The sequence below is a fragment of the Candidatus Peregrinibacteria bacterium genome (assembly GCA_030700255.1).
GTDB lineage: Bacteria > Patescibacteriota > Gracilibacteria > UBA1369 > JABINC01 > JABINC01.
Genome location: JAUYJN010000010.1, coordinates 14208 through 35607, shown reverse-complemented (window position 1 = coordinate 35607; position 21400 = coordinate 14208). Strand labels below are relative to the sequence as shown.

General features: G+C 39.3%; 7 protein-coding genes. All 7 read left to right on the top strand.

The features are described from left to right. Nucleotides 1-11 precede the first annotated feature (11 nt). Nucleotides 12-1229 (top strand): type II secretion system F family protein, encoded by a 1218-nt coding sequence (locus tag Q8P68_01500; protein MDP4007844.1) that lies wholly within the window; start codon nt 12-14, stop codon nt 1227-1229. A gap of 65 nt (nt 1230-1294) precedes the next feature. Next, entirely contained in the window at nt 1295-1519 is a 225-nt protein-coding gene (locus Q8P68_01495; protein ID MDP4007843.1) for a hypothetical protein, read from the top strand. Nucleotides 1520-1526: 7 nt separating this feature from the next. Next, the gene (locus tag Q8P68_01490) at nt 1527-1799 is read left to right on the top strand and encodes a type II toxin-antitoxin system RelE/ParE family toxin (GenBank protein MDP4007842.1); all 273 of its coding nucleotides are present in this window, start codon (nt 1527-1529) and stop codon (nt 1797-1799) included. Nucleotides 1800-1879: 80 nt separating this feature from the next. Next, the gene (locus tag Q8P68_01485) at nt 1880-2443 is read left to right on the top strand and encodes a prepilin-type N-terminal cleavage/methylation domain-containing protein (protein ID MDP4007841.1); all 564 of its coding nucleotides are present in this window, start codon (nt 1880-1882) and stop codon (nt 2441-2443) included. Nucleotides 2444-2466: 23 nt separating this feature from the next. Continuing rightward, the gene (locus tag Q8P68_01480) at nt 2467-2958 is read left to right on the top strand and encodes a prepilin-type N-terminal cleavage/methylation domain-containing protein (protein ID MDP4007840.1); all 492 of its coding nucleotides are present in this window, start codon (nt 2467-2469) and stop codon (nt 2956-2958) included. A 619-nt stretch (nt 2959-3577) separates the two neighbouring features. Beyond that, the gene (locus Q8P68_01475) at nt 3578-4828 is read left to right on the top strand and encodes an HNH endonuclease signature motif containing protein (GenBank protein MDP4007839.1); all 1251 of its coding nucleotides are present in this window, start codon (nt 3578-3580) and stop codon (nt 4826-4828) included. A 192-nt stretch (nt 4829-5020) separates the two neighbouring features. Then, on the top strand, nt 5021-21400 hold the full coding sequence (locus Q8P68_01470; protein ID MDP4007838.1) for an S-layer homology domain-containing protein: 16380 nt from the start codon (nt 5021-5023) through the stop codon (nt 21398-21400).

Sequence of the window (21400 nt, the reverse complement as noted above, 5' to 3'; positions counted from 1 at the left end):
TAATCCAAACAATGTCACAAGAAGTACTAAACAATCCGGTAGGAGAAGAGATTTTATTTGAAATCGGAGGGTCCGGTGACAAAAACTCTACTCAAAAATTTGATGAAGACCTTTATATAGAACTTACCGGTAATTTTTTTATAGATTCATATCGACGACTCGATGATTGGATGAAATCAATGACCACTATAAAGATGAAGGAGAAGATGACTTTCTTCCAACTTCTTTCTGTGACGTTAAATGCCGGAGTACCTATAACCAAAGCATTACGCACAATTGCAAATGAAATAAAAAATGTAAGACTACGCAAAATCACGCTCGGGCTCGCAAAACGTATAGAGAAAGGTAAAAAGCTCTCAGCTGCTATGGAGGATTTTCCAAATGTTTTCAATGCCTCTCAGACAGGTATGGTTCATGCTGGAGAAGCTTCCGGTAAATTGAATGAAATTTTTGAAAAGATAAATCACGAGACAGAAAAAAATACAAAATTAAACTCAAGAATGAAAGGTGCGATGATCTACCCTATAGTAGTTATGAGTATTCTTGGAATAGTTATGAGTCTTATGATGATTTTGGTAATCCCACGTATTGGAACTGTATTTACGGATGCGGGACTAACGCTCCCACCTATAACTAGAGGACTTATTGCGTTTTCCGGGTTTATGCAAAGCTATTGGATGTTTTTACTTATTGGACTGGCCGCTGCCATATTCGGCCTAAAAGTACTCAAAAAAACGCCTCTAGGCCAATGGTACTTTGATATTTTCTTAATAAATTTACCTATTTTCGGAAAGTTATTTCGAATGATGGCTATAGCCAAATTCGCACGTACTCTCAGTGCACTTATTTCAAGTGGAGTCTCGATAGTAAAAGCTTTGCAAATCGATGCGGAGGCGGTTGGTAATGAAGTTTACAGAAAACGTATATTGATCGCTGCAGACGATGTTGCAAAAGGTATACCGCTCGGCGAGAACTTGAGTGGGAACGAAAAACTTTTCCCATCTCTCATCGTAAGTATGGTCGCAATCGGTGAACAAAACGCCGAGCTCTCAAATGTAATGGATAAAATCGCCGACTACTATGACAATGAAATCGAAATAATGACTCAAGGGATTTCTAAGTTAATGGAGCCACTTATCTTGATCATCCTCGGTGTTTCTGTCGGACTTCTCGTCATGGCTATCATGCAGCCTATCATGTCACTTACAGATTTGGCTGACACACTGTAAAGTAAATATTGACTAAATTAGTAGGATTGTAATACAATTGTAATACAGTTTTTAATTATACACTTATGCGAGCAATATTAAATGTATCCCTACCTCCCGATAAGAAAAAAGAGATAGAAAGACGCGCCAAGAAAATGGGGCTTTCCATAAGTTCATACGTACTCTATACCATTGACCTGGAACAAAAGATGATTTCAGAGGATGAGCTGCTTGAAAGAATAAAGGAGGCTGAAAAAAATTATAAAGAAGGAAAGACTAAAATTCTAAAAAGTCTCGCGGATTTAATGTGACTGGAAAATGATGAAGGTAAGAAATATTTATTACGATGAAGGATTCGAAAAAGAATTTTTAAATTTACCTGTACATATCCAAAAAAAGGCTGTTAAAGCGGAAACGCTTTTTAAAAATAATTCGTTCCACCCGTCGCTTAGAGTACATAAATTAAAAGGTAAACTTTTTGGCGCTTGGAGTATTTCCGTCGATATGCAATATAGAATAATTTTCAAACCGTGCGACAATGGTGATATACTTTTCGCCAGCGTCGGGACGCATGCGATCTACGAAGACTGATTTATTTGACGTATATAAAGCAAATGAGCTATACTGCCCTTTGATTTCAAAAATAAAAATAAAATTTAACAATCTGGACCATGAAAATCACTAACAAAGATGCTTCGCACCCTATTTTGCAACGCAAGTTCACTTCGTTCACGCGTCGCAGGGCATTCTCGCTTATCGAACTCCTAATCGTAATAACGATCATCGGCATTTTGGCCGTAGCATTCTTACCTTCTATAACTTCTGGCCCTTCTCGGGCTAGAGATACACAGAGAATCGCAGATATGTCTGACATAGCACTAGCACTTGAGCTTTACTACCAGGATACTGGGAGTTTCCCTCTAGTAACTGGTGCTATACATGACGCCTCTGAGCCAGGACTTTCCCTCAAAACATATTTTGATAATAATACAATTCCTTTAGACCCAAGTGGCCGTACCTATGGCACAACCACAACTCTTGGCAGATATTACTACAAGTCATGCCAGTCTAATCAAGGTTACGTAATAGTTGCAAACCCTGAGAATGCAAAAACAACTACAAATTACTTCGACCATAGCACTGAAAGTACTTTATGTTCAGCTAATTCGTTGACAGGTCCAACAACTACTAGTGCGGATACTAATTTTTACATACTATACAAAAATAGAAACTAATTTTTACTCTTAATTAAAATAAAATGAAAAAAATCTTGAAGGGATTCTCGCTTATCGAGCTTCTGATCGTCATTACTATTATTGGGATTTTGGCGGTTGTGTTCTTGCCTAAGATCACGTCCGGACCGGCTAGAGCTCGTGATGCGCAACGTGTTTCTGACGTTGCAGATATAGCTAATGCTATAGAAATGTACAATCAGGATAATGAAACTTATCCTGGAGATGGGTCATGGCAAGCGCTCGCTCCTAATGCACTTGGAATTGATACATATTTTGATAAAGGGACTATCCCTCAAGATCCACAAACTGGCAATGTTGTCAGTGGGACTCCAGGTCCAATAACAGGTTCATACGCTTACCGTAAATATTCTGATGGATTTATAGTAGTCGCTGATACAGAAACTGATAAATTCACTGATGGATACATGACTGACGGCGTATTCATAGCTACACCATCTTTTGTTGGTGCAACTACTGAAACCGGTGAAGACAACGTGTACGGTTATTGGAAATAGCCATTTAGTTCACGTCGACTCATATGTCGTGATGACAAAAATGTAACATAGCAAAAATTTAAAAGTGCTCGACATGTCAGTGGTCTTTGTACCATGGACGTCGAGCGCTTTTTATATAACTTTATCGCCGTTGTTTAACGGTAGATTTATTCATCTTATCTACTCATTCGTCTAGCTTGTTCGTTGTGCAATATAAAAGATATAGTGTCAAAAATTTCGGCGCAGAAAAATTGGACAGCCATTATGAAATGTTGCGTGATTACAGTTTAGTGGACTGGAGGGCTAAGAAGCTCGAGAAAGCTGAGTTGCGTGATTATATAGAGTTCCTTTCTTCGCCATGGAGAGTTTTTGGTATTAATTTCTTAGTTGGTACGGCGCAAAGCCTTGAATGTTTCTTGTGAGATCTGAGCCGTACAACCCAACGGCAAGTGAGTCAGTACTCACTGTAAAACATTTTTTAAAATTGTCATCTGGGAATTTGAGATTTTGGCGTTTTGGAGAGGGTTTTTAAGTGTTTTTACTTGATTCAAAATGGTGAGTGTATGCTATGATATTTTTGAAATTGATAAGATTTATTGATTACATCTTATTCATAGAATTAACTTAATGATTACCTGATATGAGCAAATTTGAAATTGAAAAATCAGTAAGAAGTAAAGTTGAGCATACTTGTACAAATGTAAGCAATGAAGTTGATGCTAAACAGAGTCATAAAAGTTTGCATATGAAATTTGCAGCTTTGGGGCGTGAGAGGAATCGCCTAACTTATGAGCTTTTGGCTATATTACCGCAAATTTACAATGAATCTATATATAAGGAACATAAATGTGGAACCATATATGAATACGCCGGGAGGTATGCTGGCTTGTCGCACAGCGTTGTCGAAAAAACTTTGAAATTGCATCAAAATCTCAATGGGAAACCATTCTTGTATGAAGCGATTCGCACAGCGGGTGTGCACAAAGTGGCTCTGGTTGCGAAGATTGCAACTGCGGAAACGGATGAAATGTTTGCAAAAAGAGTTAAGGAGATGAGTATGCCTGCTTTGCAAGAACTATCTAAAGAATTACGAACTAAAGTTAAAATGGATCAATCGACCTTGGTTTTGGTAGAAGACGATCTATTCGCTGAAGCGAGGGTAAATAATGATACTGTGGATGAAGTTGAGACTAATTGGTCTGGAACGTCTTATTTCGGAAAATGCAGGGCTACGCAAGAAGCCATGACTATTTCACTAGATCCTGAGATGCAGTTTTTGTTTTTACAATTGAAGAAAAAATATGAGAAAGAAAGTGGCGTTAATTTGAGTGGGAAACAAGCTTTGAGGCTAATGCTTGCAGAGTTGAATAGTCTGGGAGTTGGCGCCAGGGGGCGTAAGATAGATGGTAATGGAGTTGATGATAGTGTTAGGTTGGATAAAGATGGGGTTCGAGTTGTTAAGAAAAGTGGTGAGAAGGGTGAAATACGACAAAAGACTAGTGTTGTCAAAAATTTCTGCGCAGAAAAAATAGACGAGATGGGCGGAGTGTCGCGTAGTAACCATATTATTAATTTCATAAGATCAAGAATCAAAATTATTGATAAAAGTTTTTTTGATCGCTATGTTCCAGTAAGCACTCAAAAAGAGATTTTGGCTAAAAGCAATGGGAAATGTGAGTACCCCGGCTGTAATAGGCCCTATGAAAATTTCCATCATCGTGTACGATTTAAAAATGGCGGCACGCATGATTCGATAATTCCAGTTTGCAAAATACATCATGAATATGCGCATAATGGTTTGATTGCGGATGAATTGATCAAGCCTGAAGAATGGTGGTTGAATTTTGAAGGTGAAAACGAGTTTTTGTATACGAAATTTCGTAAAGATTGAGGCTAATCATAAGGTTTAGATGATACGATTTGTGTTATTAAGCGATACTCGCACGTAGAGTCAAGTAAAAATATGAATATTGGCTTATATGCGAGGGTTTATGATTGAGGATTATGGGGTGTTTAAGGTATAATTTTCGCTAGGTGGAAAACTCAAATAAACTGCCTCAATAAAACAAAAATAAAGAAAAATATGTGGAGTTCTCATCCATTAAAAAAGCTTTTCGATAAGTGGGTTTCATTGTCACTTATAACTGTACTTGTATTCACTCAGATGGTGCGGGTCAATCCTGCCTATGGAGCTGAATCGCAGGAAGAGTATTCTCTAGTTGCGATTTTGGTTGAAAAGGGTATGAATGAAGATCTCAGGCAAAGACAAGGTCTTCGCGATGAGTACCCTGTGCTTAGCGATGGAATGATAGGCAAAAGGATTGAAAGATATGCTGAAGATGTTCAGGCGAAATTGCCATATACAAAAACAGCGATTATTGAAGTTGAAATGAACGAAGACCCATCTAATATCTCAAAAGTCCTTGAGAGGCTGTATTTTGAAGGCGAAGTTTCCGGAAAAGAGACTGCGAAACTGGTTGGAGTTGTTTTGATTGGGGATTTACCTATCCCTGTTGTAAATAAAAATGGGAATAGATTCTTGTCTATGTATCCTTATACGGATTTTGAAGAGAAGGCGTATATCTATAATCCGGAGAGTGAAGATTTTGAGGCGAATCAGCTGGCTCGCAATACAGCACCTGAGATTTGGCATGGAGTGATAACTTCGCCAGTGCCATATAATTTGGAAGGAGCGGACTGTGGAGATGGGTCGGACTCATCCGCTATCTGCTCTAACAATGAAGCGTATGAATTGGTCGCTTCATTCTTGGATAAGAATCATTTATTCAATAAGGGGATTTCCGGGTTTGATGAATTCGATCAAAATATGTTGTTTGAAGCGACCCCTACTCAAGAAAAAGTTATCAACCGACTAGGGTTTGGAAACTATCAAAGATATATAGAGCATTTGGAGGATACTGCGTACCACAGATATACCAAAGAACTCGCTGAAGAACTTTTTGTTGAAATCAATGGAGAGCTAAGTGGAGGTAATGCGGAAGACGATGACGGTGATGGGCTGATTGATGAAGACCCTATCAATGGGCTCGATGATGATGGAGATGGATTGATCGATGAGGATGATGGTGATCCTGAAAATTTAATCGACAATGATCTTGATGGGCAACTCAATGAAGATACAAGGTATGACAATAATGCAGATTATGCACGGGGTGATAGAAAGACCGATGAAGATGGCCCTGGTGATATGGATGGCGATGGTTGTCCCGGTGAATGTGGTAAAGATGACGATAGGGATTGTAAAGATTCTGACAAAGATGGGCTCCGTAATTATATAGAAAATCAGATGGAGCATGACCTCGTTGGGACTATTGGGCAAGATTTTATCGATGATCACCCTGATATGGTTTCAAATTTCACGGAAGCATACAAAAAAGCATATGTTCCATTCCCACCTCTTACCGCTGCTATGTTCTTAGCTGGAATAATACCTCCGTATTCGCGGGATTTTTGCGTGGATGAGCCGCCATACACAAGTGAGTCGGATTGTTATGACCCCGGGCATAGCGGTGACCCTGATTATTTCCATCCTGAATGGGATGATGATGAGGACGGCTTCTGTGATGAAGATGGTACAGCCGACAATGATAATGATGGTGACGGCCTGTTCGATGAAGATTCTGGGGATGCGGAAGCTCCGGCAGAGGACATGAGTTATTTTGCTTTACTACCTGATGTTCAATCCAAACTTCTTATAGATAGATATCTACAAAAATATTATGAAGGATTTGATAAGCATCTTGGTAACGTAAACAACTGGACTGAAAATACCGGGCGTTATGATAGCCGAAGAGTCGAAGACGATGGGCTTGCCCGAAATGATACAGATACTTTGATCACGCTCGTATCAAAAAAAGATGAGTTTGTGAAAAATTATCTCAGAGCTCAAAATGAATATCTTGAGGGCAAGATCGATACAATCGTAAATAACATCCAAGAAGACGTACCGCTAATTGGTAGAGTTGATGTATCCATAAATTTATTATATGACGAGGATCACGACTCGGCTACCGTGCCAATCCACCCTATACCAAATCCTGTACTGTATGGTTTTACAAATCATGGGATTAAAAAACAGAATATGACGCTGACTCCGTATATATGGGGAAAGCCGGCACAAAGAATTGAAGATGCGGTTGAATGTTCACTTAACCTTGGGACGGCGGCAGATTGTGACGTAACCGGGGACGGCCAATGTGAAGGTAGCAAAATAGTTGAAACAAATCGCCTATACGATCCTTTGACCGGAGGTAGCTACAATCGTGACACGGATGATGATGAAGAAATGTACCCTGATGATTTAAAGGATGGTGATGATTACGGAGGATGTTTTGGAAATAATATAGAACATCCGGATTGGTGTTTTCCTGATAATTCGCAGGGGCCAATACGAAGCAAAAAAGGGACAAAGCAAATTTATCAAGATGTGCCTGTTGATTACAGAGCTTGTTATGATTTCAAAGAATCATTTGGTTTCCATGGCAATCCACTCGCTCCAATCCCACCTTCAAATCAACCGAATTCTTATTTATATTGGGCGGAAAATATTGCCGACGTTACATGGAAGCTTCAACAAGATGGGGTTTATAATACAACAACCCCCGCACATCCACCACTAAGCTTTAGTGGAGTTGGGGACATGGTTGATAATGAAGAGGAATTTGACAGAGCTCTAAATTACTACAAAGACTGGTTACTTTCCCTCGGTTCACGCCCTAGTCCTTACACTCCATATGAAGAATTACCACTCCTAATCGACCCTTCAAATAACATTGAATACTCACTTGGTGATCTACTTGAGGCTATGGGATATGACACCTCAGTAAATCAAATCCTTTCTGAAGATTTATTTGCAAATGGAGATGCTCATGTAACTTTACAGAATCCATTACCTAGAGTTGAAGAAGCGATATTCAATATGACTCGTCAATACGTAGCTGATTCTGATGGCCCCGGAGGGGATCCTGTACTTACTCCAAATATAAATCTAGCTCATACGATTCCGAGTGTTGTAATGCACAAAGAACCTACAAACGATACAATCATGCAACAAGTTGAGGCCCAGTTTACTCTCGACTTACCTATAGATTCTCCACGTTATACTACATTTAGAGGGCAAGATCTTGCTTATCATAAAGTTAACTACCCTAATTTATTTAGATTTGCATCTGTTGATGATTTCAGAGAAGGACTGGTTGCAAAGGATGCCGAGATCGCAGCTCTTCCCGGGGCCGCTTCATACAATGACGTTTTGACAAACACTATAGATACAAGACTTAATCGTGAAATGATGGAGGACGCAATTGAGTGGAATAACTTGAATATAGATGAGAAGCATAAATACATGATGACTACTTTTATGAATCCTGATGATGATCCATTTATTGATAGGCCGGAAAATGGATATGAAATTATGTACTTCATAGGAGATGGCGATGCTCATGGTTATAACTTTGCTTTCAATGGAGACGTACCTGATATCGAAGAGGATACGGAATTTAACGAAGCAAGTCATGTCTCGGCACTTGCAATGCAAAGCTCACAAGACAGTGCGATGTCCATGGCAAATGAAAGTTATGATAGTGAAAATGCTATAAATATGAGTGTTGATGCTTTGCCATTATTTGAATGGCTTGAAGCTATGGTTGAATGGATAGATGGACTTTCTGAAGAAGTAAGTTTTGGTGAGTCAGGGTCAGTCTGTGGAAATGTGATAGACCCTGAAGAGGAAGACCGAACACCACCAAGCCGCCCGGATTATGATTTCGATGGGATCCCTGACAATGAGGATGTATCGCCATTTTTACCGGACAACAACTCTGATGGAATTCCGGATGGCTCTGAACAGACCGATCGCGTCGTTATTGAAATAGATAAAACTCTTGCGCGTGCTGATGGAAAAGAAAAATTTTTAATCACTGTAAATGGAGAGAAATTAACTTCGGTTGGATACATAACGAATACTTTTGACAACTTCACGGAGGTCGAATTAAACTTAAATGATTCGGAATCTATATTTACTCTTTTGTCGCAAAACCCGGCTCCACTGATAAATGGTGAAGCTGAATTTGAAATCTTAACTTCGACAGAGCCCGGGTCTTTTAGTGCGAATGCAACTACCGTGAATCGTGAGGACTTGAGGGACACTTCATCTGTAAGGGCAGAGAGCACTGCAGATAGGCTGAAGGTCGTAACATATATAAAAGAAAAAGCATCCCGCAAGATTACTTATGACGAAGAGAATTTGAAAAATATTTTAATAAAGAAAGATGATAACAATATCGTTGCGAGACTACATGCGGATACCGGAGAATTGAAAATTGCAGATCCGGCTTATGAAATAAAATATATTCCAGCCGGAGGAACCGACTCTTCATACATAGCGATTGCGCGCAAAGGTGAAAATGAAACTATAGGTAAAGTTGCAATAAATGCGAGAAGTGTGAAATTCAAAAATATTGCTGAAGGATTTTCGGTTGAAGAAAAAGATGGAGATTATGAGGTTTTTGATAATGAACATAAAAAAATCGCACTCGTAAAAAATAATGGAAATCTATATTTAAATGGCGGATATGAAGTAAGCCTCAAAAATGATCTTATAAATAATCTTATAATTAAAAATATTGATACGATTTTTGAATTGGAAATGGATATTGATTTGAAGAGCATAGATATCATATTGGAAGATAGTACGACTGCACTTAAAAACGATGGCAATGTTTTATTCACACAAATGCTAGGAAAAGTATTTGAATATCTTGTCCCAACTGTATACGGACAGGCTCCGACTAGTGTAGCTATTGATGCTGATATGGATGGGCTCACAAACATGGAAGAATTCACCATCGGCACAAATATAGAGGTCGCTGATTCTGATGGAGATAAGTTCTCAGATTACCAAGAAGTTTCTTCCGGATTTGATCCTCTCAAAATTGCGACAAGATTATTCTCAGATGTTTCAAATGATAACGAAGCTTTTTCTGCCATAATCAATCTTTATCTTCGTGGGATTTTACGTGGATTTCCTGACGGCACTTTTAAGCCTGACAACAGACTGACGCGTGAACAATTTGTAAAAATAAATCTCGGTGCCGCATGTATAGACTGTACTGCTTTCTCAGAAAGCATTCAGAAGGAGATTGATGGCGCGTACAATACTGACCCATTCCCTGATACAAATATATCCCCTGAGCTCGCTTACTGTGTCGCTAAAGGTAAAGTCGATGGAATCGTATCTGGATACATGGGAAATCCATACAAAGGATTTTTTATTCCGCAAAATAATATAAGTCGCAGTGAAGCGACAAAAGTACTTATCGAGACAGCAAGCTCACTCGTAGATTCTTCTGTCTTCAAAGCTAGCACTTATACAGCAAATGACAGACCATGGTTTTATGATTATGTACGTGAAGCTCAAAAGCACAAACTATATCCGAAAGGTCGGTTTACTGAAGTAGATCATTTTAGTGAAAATAAATTTAGAGATTGGTTTGATTCGGAAGTTACTGAAAATGGAACATTTATGCAGTGGCTGAGCGCACCTATAACGCGCGCTGAATTTGCCATGATGGTACAAAATCTATTCCAAGTTCGTGATTGCCGAGACTCTGATGCTGATTTTGACGGGCTACCTGACAACACTGAGCTCTATCAATATGGTACTGATCCAAATGACCCTGACACCGATCTAGGTGGTGTCACTGACGGTAATGAGGTTGTCCGAAACATGGATCCACTTGATAGAAGTGACGAAGGTGAATTCAAAGAATTTGAAACTTCTGATGAGGTTAAAAAATATGATTTTGCAAACGACAACGATGGGGATGGATTAACAAATGAAGATGAATTGGTCGCCGGTACAGATCCTGAAAACGCTGATTCGGATGGGGATGGCGTTGACGATGGCGAAGAGGTTTTGCTTGGTACTGACCCAATTGTCCCTGATGCGGGTGATTTAGGTGGAGACGGTCGCAAGTCTGATGTTGAGGTTCAAGGCTTGTATATTGAAAAAGAAGTTGTCTTCATAGAAAAAAAGGCGAATGAAATATTTGAATCGGATGTTATACGTCCGGTCGATAAACTACCTGTGAGTGAAGACATCGAAAATTTAATAATGGAAGCTCAAGTCTTGGATTCTGATGGGCGAATTAATTTTGATGATAATACAAGTATAATTGAATTTATAGTTGAGGACGGGGCTTTTGCAGAAATAGAAAAACAAATCATAAGAGTGAGCAAGGGAGTCGCAAAGACGACCTTGCGATCGAAGATAACTTCCGGAAATTACAATGTAACCGCACGGACTGTAAGCGGCAATATAGCTTCCGATAAAAAATCAGTGCTCATACATCCACTCGATCCACTCACTATAAATATGTCCGCGCGCTCACAAGTCTTGCAAGCCGGAGTACGTTCAAAAGTCGATGTAAAAATTGATCTAAAAGATAAATACGATAACATTGCCAACTATGATCTTTATGAAGTCCAAATAGAAGTAGAAGGGCCGGCTACTCTTGATATACCGGATGAAGATGATAAGAGGGATGGCTTACAACTTTACTTTGCAGAAGGCACTCGAATACTCCCGATATTCTCAATGGAAGATCCGGGCGATGTAATTGTTCGAGCCAATGTTTTAGATAGCAGTGACGCTACCGCGTCAGTGGCGAGTGGAGAAATATCTCTCAAATCAGAAAAAGAAATTAATCTCATACTTACTCATACAAACCAAAATCTTCGCGCTGATGGAGTGAGCGATACTGAGATTCGAATAACTGCAGTCAACCAAGATGGATTAAAACTCACCGGATTTAATGAAATCGTAAATATAAGTTTGAGTGATGAGAGCCTCGGAGTTATTCGTAGCTCTTCTGAAGTTGAAATGGTTGAAGGTTCAGGCACAGCAGTATTTAGAACCAATGTGCTCTCCGGAACTGAATTTGTAAACGCACAGTCGCCCGGGACTAACCCGGGAGTTCTCAGGATGAATATAGAGCCTCTCAGCCCCGCCTTCATACAAGTAGAAGCGGACAATGACACCGTATATACCAAAGAGGGCGAATACATCACGTTAACGGCAAAAGTATATGATAGGTATGGTAATTTCGTTTCCGACAATGCCGGGGAATTACTAGTATTTAGAATTACAGATGCAACCGATGAGTTCGCTGAACTTGAAAACACAAACCCTGTTGCAACTCAGCATGGCCAAAGAACTATGAAAGTATTTCCAAAAACTCTCAGTGGACCTATAAACATTCTTGTAAAAGATTTAACCGGTAATTTGACTCCAACAACTATTACGCTCTATGCAAAAAAGCGTGTGGATTTTGAAGACATAAGAGATTCAAATCCAAATGTACTATTTGCATCACTCCTCGGTACAAATGCAGGAGACTTAACGGAACCAAATAATTTTGCCTCATGGATGGCTGTGAGTGGTAAGACCCAGTCAGTCGTGAGCTTACTTGAAAAACCTGAAAGCTTTGTTAAGCGTGTGCAAATACAAGGCAATGGACTAATCAGCAATGTGAACAGCACATATCTATACACAGAGGTGATACCTGCGAATGACAAAAACTACCCTACTCGATTTACCGTTAAAGATATTGTTACAGATCGTTCACTAATAGAGGTTTTTGCAAACAATTCGGCGACGAGAAAAATGTACCTCAATATTCAAAAACCAACTAAATCTCAAGAAGGATTATTTTTGAATAAGCTTACAGTTGATCCTAAATTTGAAGTTCAAAGATTTAAAGGAAATCTAAGCCTAACTGAAAAAGGTGCTGAAGTTGTTTCTATTACACCTACCGGAAACATAAATGTAATAGACCAAAGTTTTGACCTAAAACTCGATCAACGAGCAGAGTATATAAGAGTAGAAATATGGAAAGCCGGAAATGTGATTGCAGAAATAATTCTTAATTTTAACTTCAATCGTGACATACAAGTGCTTGATGAGGATTTTGATTTCATCACGGCAAATACACTTTCAAATGGAATCTACATAGTCCCGCATCTTGGAACTACCGACTATGAACTTGAAAAAATCTTCAACGGTAACTCAAGTAAAAACCATATAAGTTATGCGCTTGCTGATACGTCAGAAGAATTACCTTCAGACCAAAGTCCGGGTAGCACATACTTAACTCTTGATAATGCAAAAGAAAAAGAAGGAGTTGGGTTTGAAAATGACAATAAACATATTCTACTCTTTGCCGCAGGTGAAATGGCGGGAGAAGCCATGATGGATAAAACTTCAGAAATCGGAATCCTACTTGGTGACCCTACTATCTCATTGAAACCGAATAATGTTGCTGACTCCGGATTTGATAGAACTATCGGTAAGAAAATTCTAAATGGTGACAAGCTTATCAAAGACTTAACGCCATATGATTACAACAACGATGGTCTCGATGACCTACTTGTTTCATACGAAGATGGGAAGATTGATCTAATACAAAACAAACATTCTCTAAATAGATTTGAAGACAAAGGTACTCTACTCGATATTCAAAATGGGATCTTGAGTCAAGATATCGGCGATTTCGATGGCAATGGATATGATGACATAGTTATAGCCGCCAAAGAATCATGTAAAGCCGATGAGAAAACTTGTGTCGATATTTACTGGAATGATGAAGGTACTTTCAGACGTGAAAATCTAGGATTGAATTTAGACTACAAAGTTAACATGTTAAAAGTTGGTGATATGGAGTCCGATGGAGACCCTGACATAGTCGTAAGTGATGCAAGTGGCAGCATATATACCTTCTATAATCGTGAAGGAAAGATTGATAAGGACGGTGAATTCGTAGGTAATCTCGGTGTGAAAATCGACCCTGAGATGAATTTAAAGAATGAGCTTCTCATAAGCTATCCTTCGATGATAACAAACAATCCAAATATCAGTTCAGATGATAATAAGTTCAGAACTCTCTCTGTAATTGACGATAGAGGCTTTGCTGCAGGGGCGGACACTACATACTTCAATAAATTAAATAGCATACAAAACTCCGGTAAAGATGTGCAGACAGCAACTCCTCGTGTAAAGACTGAACAAGAATTTATAAATATCGCATACGATGATGATTTCTTCACCAGTACAAAAAAAGCCATCGACATGAATGGAGATATTTTAACACCCGGTGACAAAATCAAATATGAGTTAACAATTAAAAATGCAAGCGGGATGATCATTTCTAAAGTCATACTAAGTGATGAATTACCTGATTCAATGACTCTTGATAAAGAGAGTATAAGCTGTGAAAGTTGCGCCGGATTTGATACGGAATTTACAAATGATTTAACTCGTCCGTTTATTGTTAGAAATTTTGAAGTCCCTGCGAATGGAGAGATCACTATTTCATATGAAGCGACTTTGGATTTTACTCCGAAAGTAAATATAACTCTTGGCAATAATTTCACTGATGGGTACAAAGAAGATCAATACCTTGATATAGCAGCTACTCCGGAAGGAAACTCATCCGGCAGAATGACATATTTCTATTCAAATCTACGGACTGTTGAAGGCATACAATATGCAAAACATACATACATACCAACAGAGATCGATCGAGCAGCTTTGCAACCGGAGCCTGAAAGTGGGATTGATGTCAGTGAACCATTTGATGATGATGCGGAAAAGACACGGGAGGACGTCGCTGCGGCATATGATACATATACCACGGAGGACTTAGATGGTGATGGACTACCTAATAGTTGGGATACCGTATCCGGCGATATCAGCATACTCAGCTTTAGTGTGGATTTGAGCGATACTATAATTGGAGAAGTCTTAGATGGTGCTGCCGCGGTAGTTGAAGATGCAATCTCGAAACTACAATGTGGCGGTGGGTGTCTCGCAACACCTGTAAATATATCATTTTTAACTCCGGGAAATTTTAATCTATTTGGAATCCCCATCGGATTTGACAATGGTCTTCCGGTATTTGGATGGGGCGCTACAAATCCATCTACAGTCTGTGCAGCAAGTATTTGTGAGACCTCTCAAGCTGGAAGAATTTATCTATCCCCTACTCTAAATGGAGGGCTCGTATTGGCACTGTGCCTTGGACCAAAATCAGCCGGCCAATGCTGGGCGTTTAATATACCGCTGTTACAAGCACTTGGAGTTTGCGATGCAATCAATGGAGCAGTTGACTCTGTAATGGCCGGCGCAAGTAATGCTGTAAAAAGCCTAAGTGATACACTCGCGATCTCTACTACCGGACAGAGCTCAGGCGCTTCCGGTGGTGGCTCCGGAGGTGTTGTCTCTTACAATCTGGGCAATTATAGCGTGCCCTCGACGCAGAATACCAATATACGTATCCCGGGATTCCCTTCTGTCTTTACAAACTGGATAGACAGACAAACTGAAGAACTTGCCGACCTACTCGATCTTCCTGATATTTATTTTATATATCCGGATCCACAGAGTATGCTCGGAACTTTCTTACCTCCAAAAGATACTAAACTTGAAATAAAGAGTTTGTATGATGCACTTAATTTCTTAAACAGCCTTCCACTATTTAAAATAGAAACTGAAGAAGTGATTTTACGTATACCTGCGGTAACCCAAGCAGAAATAGAAAAAATGCAGCAAGAAGCAGAAAGCTTTGCCGAAAATATGAAATCGCAACTTGAGTATTACAAAAACATAGGCGACAGCTACGCCTCTACGGGTGCGAGCGGCATGCCCCCAGAAGTTATACAAGCTTGGGCCTCTGCAGAAGGGCAAGAATTCCTCAGCAAACTAGAGAACCTCATAAAATCAGTTGAAGAAAATACTCTCGTCATGCAGGAATATGCAAAACTACCGGACAAAATAATGGATTACCGATTTGCAGCAGTAGATTATGTAACGCAAATAATCTGTTATGTAGATGCAATAATTAATTTTAGTGGAGGATATGTAATAAAAAATAAGAATCGTATCAAGGCTTGGACCAAAGCAATTTTGGATGTCATAGATGCCGTTAAAACATGGCAAGGACTCTTGAACCTTTCAATTTCTTATCAAGATTCATGTGATAAATGTACGACTTCCAGACTTAGTTTGATGGAGCTAATGATGAAAGTATTTATATTCGTCCCATCTCCACCAATCATAGATATCCCTAAATGGCCAAATATAATTTTAGATATTTCACAGATACAAGCCGGTGTAACTTTATATTTCCCTGAACTCAAAGTTGTACCTGAACCAATAACACTTCCGGATATTCCAAAAATTTATATCCCGCAAAATATTCCCGGAGATCAATTAAGAGACTTCCTAAGGGACTTCAACGCGACTGGTTTCCCTACTATTCCCGTATTACCTTCGCCACCAAATCTCCCTGACCTACCAAGACTTCCCGGGCTTCCACTACCTAAACTTCCGGATATCCCACCACCACCTGATTTCCCGGCGTTACCGGAGGCTCTATCGGTAACGGTCAAAGGGCTCGAAAAAATCATAAAGATTGTATGTCTTGTTAAAAATGGATTTATTCCTTCTAACGAAAGTAGCCTCAAAACAAAAGTTGAAGAATTAACTGCCAGAGGGTCTGACCTACTCCTACCTATAGACAAAGGAATCACTATTCAGACTCCGGATATAAAAATAGATTTCGTTGATAAAATAGAAATTATTACAAAAATAAATCTCAACGTAGACGTAACTCCAATCAAAGATGCTATAGAAGCAGTTGCTGACAAAGCGAATGAACTGACTGATCAACTCACAGGACTAATCGATTCTGGAACTGATGCAGTAAATTCACTCACCGAAACTGTAAGCGAGACTACTGCAGATCTTTCAGACACTGTAGAGGATGCTGTTGATGCCGTTGACGTACTGGATGATACAGCGAGCGACGCTATTGATAGCGGCAGCCCTGAACCAACTCTGCCACCACTTGATGCAACTTCATATCTTGGACCAAATGCTAGCAAATACATAGCTGAGCTCACAAATACTATCTCAACTTTGAACAAAGAAGCGAATGATTTCAATAACGCAACAGCTCACTTCGGAGATGATATTCGGCTAGTAGCACAGACTGAAATGATCGATAGCACACACCCATTGTTAAATCGCAGCCTCGACGAATTACGCATCACAAAGGTTGATGTCAAAAATCTTGATAATCAATATATCGCTGACCTTGATAATTTGAAGCATGGAATGATTACATACGTAGACACTATGAAAGAAAACAATTCCAGATTTAGCGATGATGTTAAAATAGAAAACATAAGTTATATGTTCGCAGCCGAAGGAAGTGCAATGAATCTTGATGGATTTGATTCGTTTGTATCTCTTGGAAGAGACACAAACTCTGATCAAAATGATCCAATGGTAAGCGCCGCAGAGACTCTAAAAGAAACATTTGAAGATACTCGTGCAATAAAAGATAACTGGATATACAACCGGCCGCTCGCATCAAATGCGGCGCTAAATGCCGGAAGTGAAAACGGTGGAGCGGAAATTCTTCACAAAGGAATATTTATATATAACAAAGAAAAAGGTACAGCTGATAGACTTACAAATTATACAAAAGAAAGCGGGCAAGGTAGCGAAATTGCAATGACTGATTTCGACAAAGATGGAGATGAAGACATAATCTACACACTCGGATCCGAAATATATTTCAAAGAAAACTATAAACAATCAAGATCCGATCAACACTACATAAGACCTCCAAAGAAATACGAACTCAATGAACTTATGCCGGAAGAAAGTGCCGTTGATATGTTTAAATTACTGGACACAGCAAACAATAGGGTCACTGCGACGTGGCTGAAACATTATGGGGATCAAGCTTATGAGCTTGAAATGAAACATTCATTAAATGATTTCTTTAAACGTGATGACTCTACGACTGAACGAGTCCTTGTAACGGCGGAGGTAACAGCGCCAAAAGAAAATAGACCAAAGTTAAATCCGGAAGCTGATATAGAAATCTTAAGTGGTGACGTTGATGTAACAAGTAGTATTGAAGATCCGAACAAAATAATAGGCGGTGATAAAATTTCAACTGATGGAGGTAAGGCCCTTCTAACTTTCAGAGATGAAAACAACCATGAGAGTCAAATCAAACTTGAGAAGAACACTTTATTTGAAGTCCCAAATTCTGACGATAGCACTGTCAAATTAAATATAACCGGGGAAGCTCTCATACTCAGTGGAGAAAATATTTTTGCAAGACCCGGTACTAAACTTTCAACTGAGAAGGATTCCAAACTCACTATCAATCTAGATACCCGTGAACGAATCGTCCTTGAAGGTGACACTACGTTTGATATGCCTGATGTAAGTAAGGCGGATATCGTACTGCTCAACGCATCAAGTAGTTCTGAAATATATACATATCCCAGGAAAACAATTTTAAGAGGAGATAAAAATCCTATAGAAAAAGGACAAATAATACATGCTCTAAGTAATTCCAAAATAAAATTAAATAGCGAACTCAAAGGTACGGTCGTACTTACTCTCGACAAAAATACTAAGTTTGAACTTGATGACTCACTGGGTGATGATACTTTTATAGAATTGCTCAGCGGAGGAATAGAGATGATAGATTTTGATTCTGAGCTTGTTATACAAGAGCCCAGGTCAAATATGCTTCTAACTGAGGAATCAATAGTTTACACGAAAAAAGGTGGCAGTGCGGAAATTGGATACAAAGATAATCTCAAGATTGCACTTGATGAAAATGAATCACTTCGAATTAAAAAGCTCGATAATCCAAATAAACCAAGACTTGAAATAAGCCTTCCGAATGGAAATTACTATACAAAGATCCGTGCGATAAATGCAGAAGGAAAGAAAGGTACAGCTTCAAATGGTGTATTGCTTGCCCCTCAGGAATGTGGCGATAGCGCTGCTCCCGCCGCCTCAGTGGGCCCTGCAAAAAAACGAGTCGCAATATTCAAAACTATAGATATAGATGGTAGCCAGTCAAGAGACGTAGGCGGCGGAATATCTGAATATTATTATGACCTGGATCTGGAAAGAGATAATGATCGTGATGGAGACCCTACCAATGATATTGATAGATACAATGATCTCGATAAAACTGTTGATTCTAATCTTGATGGAAACACGGCAAATGACAAAACAAGCCCTGTAATACAAATTGGACCTTTCCAAGATTTGGAAACTCGATATCTCAAACTATGGGTAAAAGATACCGGTGGCAACCTGGCTTCACAACAAGTTGAAGTGGAAGTTTACGTTCCGGACATAATACTGAGCCCCGTTTCGGCAAAGCAAGGAGTCGTACAAGGATATACGGAGCCTCGCGAATCATTTATGCCACTTCGTATAGTTAGAGAGCGTGATGGCCTATTTGATACTCTTAAAACTGCAGACGGCACAGATATTTTCTACACTGATGAAAATGGAGAATATTATATAGATGATTTCAAACTCAATGAAGAGATTGAAGTTATAAATGCTTTAAAAATGACTATCGCCACAGTTGACGAAGATTCCGGCCGAATGCTCGTAACAGATGAGAACTACAGACTGAGAGCTCTCAGCGCGAGCGAAGTTTTACCTACACGCATCAATTTGGAAACTCTAGATGGTGAAGTGATTCTCACTACATTCTTGATTCCTGAAGTAAACACAGATGTTGTTATAGATAGTGGTTCAGTTCACTACAACTATGAAACCTTAAAACAACTCGTCGGAGTTCACATACAACCAAAAGAAGCTGCGAACGATATAGAATTCAAACGTATATCTTCATCTGACGTGCTATATCCCGGAGGGGTTGATATTTTATCAAATGATAATCGACTCGGGCTCGTCGCTACAAATGGTAACATATATTTATTTGATTCAGGTCTTGACCTTCGGGTAAAAGAAACCGTGGAAAGTACGGACCCTTATGTACTCGAACTGCATAGAGGAACTGAGGTTTTAGCTGATATTTATATTTCAATATTTGATGGCAATGGACTGGCTCTGGATTATAGGATTGGGGACCCTACTCTCGCTCGTAGCATCGAGACAGGGGCTAGCCCAGTAGTTAGCAATGACCATGATAACGACGGATACACCGATGAATTTGAACTTCAACATAAGATGGATCCGCTAACTCCCGACAGAGATTCTGACCTTGATAATGATGGTCTTACAAATTCGCAGGAAGTAAATTTAGGTACAAATCCAAACAATGCAGACACGGACAATGACGGGCTCCCTGATATGCAAGAAGTATTACAAGGGACGAGCCCGGTGAGGATGACTAATTCTCCATTTACAGATATTGCAACCGATCATCCACTTTATGATAGTATTTATGATTTCTATTCAAAGGGAATCATTCAAGGTTATACCGTGAATGACAGACAATTATTCCGACCTGATGCAAAAATCACACGTGCAGAATTTACAAAAATTATGCTTGAGATATTATGTATAGTGCCACGTCCGGAAGCATACGAATCCCCATCAGTCTTCAGTGATATAGCATTCACAGAAGAAATACCTTGGTACTACCCTATTACAAAAGAGTCATTTATTCGAAACTTTATTACCGGATATCTAGCTGAAACCGATGAGCATAGCAAAGCTCCCTTCAAACCTAATCAAACAATTAATTTTGCAGAAACTGCAAAAATTATAGAAGAAGTACTTTCAAGATTTATAACCGAAGAAGGATCTACTGTTCTAAAAAGCCTTGATGACGTAACTCCTGGTACGCCTTGGTACACACCATATCTTGAAATCGCAAAAGACATAGTTCCTTATATAAATTTGAAAGAAAAAGTTAATAGTGCGTTTATACTTAACGATCTTGAGGCTCTAAATCCAGGACAAGATCTTACACGTGAAAAATTTGTCGAAATTTCAGAGCGAGTTTTAAATATTTACAGTTGTTACGAAATCGATACGGACGGAGATGGTCTTTACAACTATCTCGAAGTTAAATTTGGTACAGATGCAAACAATGCGGACTCTGACAATGATGGCATCAATGATTTAGATGAAGTACTAAATGGAATGGATCCCCTCACTCCTGATGATGATATCGACAAAGACGGATTATCAAATGAGGATGAAGATAAATATGGTACAGATCCATTTAATCCGGATACTGACTTCGGAGGAGTGTATGACGGAGATGAAATAAATCGTGGCAGCGACCCACTCAACCCAAGAGATGACTTCCCTGCGAGCGCTGATGACCTACCTGATTTAACAGGCTCACTCGAAGACGGATTTACAGATGCAGACGAAACTGCGAACTCAGAAGAACCTGGGCCTCATATAGTAGTACCCGCATGTACTGTTTGTCCATGCCCTGCAACAATACAAAATAGTGCTGATCTCAAAGAAGGTGATATAATCTTCACTGCAATTACAAGTGTTGATAATTCCAAAGTATTTACGGCAAGTGATCCTGTTGAATTTCAAGGAGTAATTCCTCAAAATAAATAA

What these genes read in the sequence shown, in the direction of transcription:
- Q8P68_01500 (MDP4007844.1), top strand. Translation starts at nt 12, where the DNA reads ATGTCACAAGAAGTACTAAACAATCCGGTAGGAGAAGAGATTTTATTT.
- Q8P68_01495 (MDP4007843.1), top strand. Translation starts at nt 1,295, where the DNA reads ATGCGAGCAATATTAAATGTATCCCTACCTCCCGATAAGAAAAAAGAG.
- Q8P68_01490 (MDP4007842.1), top strand. Translation starts at nt 1,527, where the DNA reads ATGATGAAGGTAAGAAATATTTATTACGATGAAGGATTCGAAAAAGAA.
- Q8P68_01485 (MDP4007841.1), top strand. Translation starts at nt 1,880, where the DNA reads ATGAAAATCACTAACAAAGATGCTTCGCACCCTATTTTGCAACGCAAG.
- Q8P68_01480 (MDP4007840.1), top strand. Translation starts at nt 2,467, where the DNA reads ATGAAAAAAATCTTGAAGGGATTCTCGCTTATCGAGCTTCTGATCGTC.
- Q8P68_01475 (MDP4007839.1), top strand. Translation starts at nt 3,578, where the DNA reads ATGAGCAAATTTGAAATTGAAAAATCAGTAAGAAGTAAAGTTGAGCAT.
- Q8P68_01470 (MDP4007838.1), top strand. Translation starts at nt 5,021, where the DNA reads ATGTGGAGTTCTCATCCATTAAAAAAGCTTTTCGATAAGTGGGTTTCA.